The sequence below is a fragment of the Novacetimonas hansenii JCM 7643 genome (assembly GCF_000964405.1).
Taxonomy (GTDB): domain Bacteria; phylum Pseudomonadota; class Alphaproteobacteria; order Acetobacterales; family Acetobacteraceae; genus Novacetimonas; species Novacetimonas hansenii.
Genome location: NZ_BANE01000159.1, coordinates 1 through 5,105 on the forward strand (window position 1 = coordinate 1; position 5,105 = coordinate 5,105).

Here is a 5,105-nt window from a genome sequence, read left to right on the forward strand (position 1 = left end):
AAAAAACAGGAAAAGTTTCTGGGTGCCGCCTTTTTTCAGAAAGGCGGCATCTTCTGAAGCTTTTGGGAAAAGCTTCACCAAAAACCTTTATGATTTCATGATGTTATCACGCCCGACTTTTCAAACAGTCTTTCAGTGCTTGTGGTTCTGGTAAAACTGTCCAAAGCGGTTTTCGAGGAATTGCGACAGGGCGATGTCTTCTTGCAGGACCAGCCCGGATGCGGGGATGCGCCCTTCGGCCAGCAGGTCAAGCACCGCGCAGATTGCACCGGCCGTCGTGATCTGGATGCCGGTACGTGCGCGACCGTTGACGGTTGTGCCATGAATGGCACGTACAAACGTCTCCTGCGTCAGGCGGCCGTCACGTTGCCCAGAAACCGTCACAAGAATGATGATGACGTCCTGAATCGTGACCGGCAGGGCATGTTCAAAGATCGACTTGATGACATCGCGCCGTTCAGACAGGCGCAGGTCATTAAGCAGCACCTTCATGATTGCGGCATGCCCCGGATAGCGGATGGTGCGATAGTTCAGTTCCCGCACGCGCCCATCATATGTATCGCACAGCGACCCAAGCCCGCCGGAGGTATTGAATGCCTCGTACTTCACGCCGTCGATCGTCAGGCTTTCCAGCCCATCCAGCGCGGGCACTAGGCGGCGCTTTCCGCTGACGATGGCTTCGCAGGGTTCGATATATTCATTGATGACGCCATCCGTACTCCATGTCAGGTTATAACCCAACGCATTGGTGGAATATTCCGGCAGCGCGCCGACACGCAACTGAATCGTATCCACACTGTCGAACCGGCGTGCGATGTCATGGGCCACGATGGAGACAAAGCCCGGGGCAAGGCCGCATTGCGGGATAAAGGCCACCGATGGTGCCTTGGCCGACAGTTCGCGCACGATCTTTGTACTTGCAACGTCTTCCGTCAGGTCAAGATAGTTGACCCCGGCCGCTGCGGCTGCACTGGCAATGCGGGTTGTCAGATGGAAAGGGGCGGCGGAAAGCACCGCGAAGCAGCCTTGCAGCAGGTCGGGCAGTACATCCCCGCTTTCAAGGTCGGCGGTGACGCGACGCACAGAGTCCGGGACGTTGGCGGTATTAAGCGTGTGTTGGTCACGATCGGTCAGGGTGACGGTGTAATCGCCCGTACTGGCGAGGAAATCGGCAATGGTGGACCCGATGTTTCCGGCCCCGATGACAAGTATTTTCCGCATGACCATCCTCTGCATGTTCCATGGCATATGACCCTTGGATCAGACCGCGCCCCACTGTCGGCAACAAGCCGAGGATAGACGGCAGATGGCACTTTTATTTCGGCGTTATGCTGCTAATTATCGGCATTATGCATATCGACGCCACTGATCGCCTCATCCTCTCCCTGCTGGAGGAAAATGCCCGCATGCCGACGGCCGAACTCGCCCGGCGTGCAGGGCTGTCGCGCACGACCGTGCAAAGCCGGATCGAACGGCTGGAACGTGGTGGTGCAATTGCCGGGTATGCGGTGGTGATGGGGGCGGCTGCGCGTGATGCGATCCGGGCGCATGTCATGATTACGCTGGCGCCACGGCATGTTTCCTCGGTCGAAGATGCGTTACGCCGCTTTCCCGAAATCCGTGAACTGCATGCCGTCAGCGGACAGATCGACATGATTGCGGTTGTTGGCGCACAGACGACGGAGGCCATCAATGATGCGATTGACCGGATTGGCATGCTCGAAGGGGTGGACCGTACGACATCCGCCATTGTGCTGTCCACGCGTGTGGTAAGGCAGGGGGCGGTTGCCGCCACGCCACCACGTCAGAAGATACGTTAAGAGATTGTTTGAAAACAAATCATTGATAAAAAAGAAAAGTTTTTGGATGCCGCCTTTTTTCAAAAAGGCGGCATCTTCTGAAGCTTTTTAGAAGACGATTCACAAAAAACTTTATGATTTCAGTATGTTAGAAAGCTCGACTTTTCAAGCAGTTTCTAAGGGATGTCTGAAGATAACCTGTTGAAGAAAATGAATTTCCGGGCCTGATTTTTCCCCTGCCCATCAGGGCAGGGGCATGATTTTGGCGATTTTCATCATAGGGGAGGAAGGGGTAAGCCATCCCCCCTGAAACCCTGCACGCTGCAATCCTGCGCGAATATAGGGATTATGCTTCATGACATTCCATACCAGCCCGGAGCGCCAGTTTTCAATCATGAGCAGGATCGGTCCCTGATCAATTCCAAGATATTCATTATCAGACCAGAATGACGTTCCGTTGCGAAAGCTGGGATTGAACGCATCGACAAAACCGTATCTGCCGTAAATCCGGCTGCCATAACGTGATTTCATGTCCCTGACCGTTGGCAGGACGATTTCCGGTGCGAAGGCGATCGACCCAACGGCAGCGGTTGGTGCAATGGTGCCATCATCTTGCGTATAATCCCGTCCCGCCCCACGTGCGGAATAGGACAGGAAATGCCGGTCCTGTCCATCCATCCGCTGTGTGACCTCGCCAGGTCCGTCACAGGCGGTCAGCCCCCATGTGGTCGCGCTGTAATCGCGCCATTTCCCAGGGTTCGCAATGGCATAGGCACGTTGCGCATATACGGCGCGGCGGCTGTTTTCGAAATAATCAATCTGCTTTTCGTGTGCCCATTTATCCTGGATGCCGCGGAAATCAATCCATGCGTGACTGTATTGATGGCCAAATAACGGTGCGAAATTCAGGAAGGTCTGCCCATAATAATCCCCCCACCGACGGTTATTGGTCGCAAGCCATGCCTGCCACGATATCGGGTCCAGTGCATGTGTTGGGGACCCAAGCCCAAGGATATAGGCCATCATCCCTTCGCTATAGCCTTCCCAGTAACTGGCGATGAACTGGTGTTCGGGACTCCATCCCATGCTGAGGCGGTTATCCGGGCGCCGCATCCATTGCCAGTTGACACGCCTGTAAAGCTGGTCGGCCATGTCGCGTATGTCGTGCTCCGGCTGGGTCTCCCTGTCGTAGAAGGACTGAGCGAACAAGACGCCCTGCATCAGCAGGGCCGTATCAATGCTTGATAGCTCGATATCACGATTCAGGCGTAGTCCATTGTTTTTCCTGAGGAAGTGATAATAAAAACCCTTATAGCCGGTCGCACCGTCTTCGCTGTCATTCTGTTCGCTGTGCAACAGGTAATGCAAGGTGGCGCGTGTCCGTTCTGCGGCCTGTTCACGGGTGATATATCCACGCGTCGCGCCAATGCCGTAGGCGGTCAATCCGAATCCGATTGAAGCGACGCTGGCCTGTGTCTGATCCGAAGGATAACGATCTGGAATCAGTCCCGAAGCCGGGTCCGCCGACTCCCAGAACCATTGGAATGTCCGATGTTCAAGATCGTCTATCAGGATGGTGTCTGCCGCACCGGGATCAGCAGGTGTGGTCGCCGATAAGGGGGCAGGGGGCTGCGTGATGTTCATGCCCTGCCGATCAAGGGCATGGGCCGGCGGGGGGGGAGATGAGGCACAATACAGGAGAATTGATACAAAGGCGGTAATATGCCGCCCACCCATTTTCCGACAATGCAACGTCTTGGCTCCTGAGCGCTACCCGTCGGCATTTATGAATTGAGGGGGGGATAAATTGCAATCCCGTTATGGTTCCTTTCTCGGGCTGTTACAAAACATAAAAAATCATGCACGCATATTGGGATCAGGTGTGGTGTTGGGCGGCCCGGCTTCATCTGCCGATGGATGCACCAGTGGCAGGCTTCCGGTGCGCAACGGCAGTGGCGTGCCCAGCCACAGGCTGTCACGATCATGATCGTGGCGCGGATAGGTCGTATTGGGATGGATCAGGATCGTCAGCCCGTTGCGATTCAGCATAAGCCAGGGCACGAAGGTTGCGAATAACGACGTTTCAAATGCAACCTGAAACATATTTGCGCAATGTGGCCCCACAGGGGTCTGATGCATATGGCCGACCCGAACGGAAAAACGGGCCGACAGCGCCTCCCGCAGGGCGACGGCGCCAGGCATTGTCTCGGCAGAAAAATAGATGTGCGCGTGATAGCTTGCAATTTCATCAATATGCCGTAGGGCGGCGGCCGGAAAGTCCATTGCCGGGGTGTCCATTGTCAGTCTTTCCTTCACATAGGAGGGGGTGTCACCCGTATCATACAGGTTTTACCGTGATATCGCAGGTACAGGGGATGAAGTGGTATCGCCACCATCGTTGATGACATGATGTTGCACCCCAGGGTGTGCGGGCAGATTTCTGATGATGGAGGGCCTGATGGGTATCGATCCGTGCCTTTATATGGACGCAAGGCCATGGTTGCCTGCGCAAGGGGAATGGGCAAGATGTCGTGATGATGTCGGGCAACCGGCCCCTGAAGGACTAAGGAGGACATGCCATGAGGCATCGTTGTATTCGGCTTGCGGTTCCATTGGCATTCTCCCTTGTGGGGGCAGGGATCATGGCGTCTCCGGCTGATGCGGCCCATGTGCCGTATATTCAGTTGGCACAGTGGAGTGGGGCGCAACAACAGCAGATGCAGCAGATGCAGGAACAGTTCCGCCAGCAGCGCGAACAGTTGCGACAGCAGCATGAGCAGCAACGCCAGCAGATGGAACAACAGCGCCAGCAGATGGAAGAGCAGTACCGTCAGCAACAGGACCAGTTGCGCCAGCAGGCCGAGCAGATGCGCGGACAGCCGAATGCCGGATTCCAATTACAGCAGCGTCAGCAACAGATTGAAATGCAGCGCCAGCAGCAGATGCAACAGATGCAGCAACAATACCAGCAGCAGGAAATGCAGTTACGTCAGCAGGCGCAGCAGATGCGTCAGCAACAGATGCAGCAGATGCAACAGATGGGGGGAGCAGGCTGGAATGGCCAACAGTGGAACAACGGCCAGGACTGGGGCAACTGGTAAACCGATGGCGCCAGATCTGCATGAATGAGGTTATGGAAGATTTGGGTGAACCTTGTCCCAAAATCTTCGGGTCATGCCACCCGTAGCAGGTCGCCTGAAAATTTGTATCGATCTTCTGCTGGAATGCCGGGAGATTGTTTAAAAACAACTCATTGATAAATAATAAGAAAAGTTTTTGGGTGCCGCCTTTTTTCAAAAAGGCGGC

The 5,105-nt window shown here is 55.1% G+C and carries 5 protein-coding genes; 2 read left to right on the forward strand and 3 right to left on the reverse strand.

All coding sequences use genetic code 11. The annotated features are described in order from the left end of the window. Positions 1 to 132 precede the first annotated feature (132 nt). Positions 133 to 1,221 carry a saccharopine dehydrogenase family protein gene (locus B7G66_RS11160; RefSeq protein ID WP_040511831.1) on the reverse strand — a complete coding sequence of 363 codons (1,089 nt, stop codon included), beginning with the start codon at positions 1,219 to 1,221 and terminating at the stop codon, positions 133 to 135. Between the two features lie 128 nt (positions 1,222 to 1,349). On the opposite strand from B7G66_RS11160, the gene B7G66_RS11165 reads away from it, so the two are divergent. Continuing rightward, the gene (locus B7G66_RS11165; protein WP_048859198.1) at positions 1,350 to 1,820 is read left to right on the forward strand and encodes an Lrp/AsnC family transcriptional regulator; all 471 of its coding nucleotides are present in this window, start codon (positions 1,350 to 1,352) and stop codon (positions 1,818 to 1,820) included. Positions 1,821 to 2,042: 222 nt separating this feature from the next. Here the strand turns inward: B7G66_RS11165 and B7G66_RS11170 are convergent, their stop codons facing one another. Together B7G66_RS11170 and B7G66_RS11175 are read right to left on the reverse strand one after the other, a co-directional pair. Continuing rightward, the gene (locus tag B7G66_RS11170; RefSeq protein WP_141312755.1) at positions 2,043 to 3,443 is read right to left on the reverse strand and encodes a glucoamylase family protein; all 1,401 of its coding nucleotides are present in this window, start codon (positions 3,441 to 3,443) and stop codon (positions 2,043 to 2,045) included. 213 nt (positions 3,444 to 3,656) lie between these two features. Further along, positions 3,657 to 4,097, reverse strand: coding sequence for a DOPA 4,5-dioxygenase family protein (locus B7G66_RS11175; RefSeq protein ID WP_003619290.1), 441 nt, complete (start codon positions 4,095 to 4,097; stop codon positions 3,657 to 3,659). Between the two features lie 281 nt (positions 4,098 to 4,378). Between B7G66_RS11175 and B7G66_RS11180 the strand changes: the two genes are divergently transcribed. Then, entirely contained in the window at positions 4,379 to 4,900 is a 522-nt protein-coding gene (locus tag B7G66_RS11180; protein WP_003619291.1) for a hypothetical protein, read from the forward strand. Positions 4,901 to 5,105 lie beyond the last annotated feature (205 nt).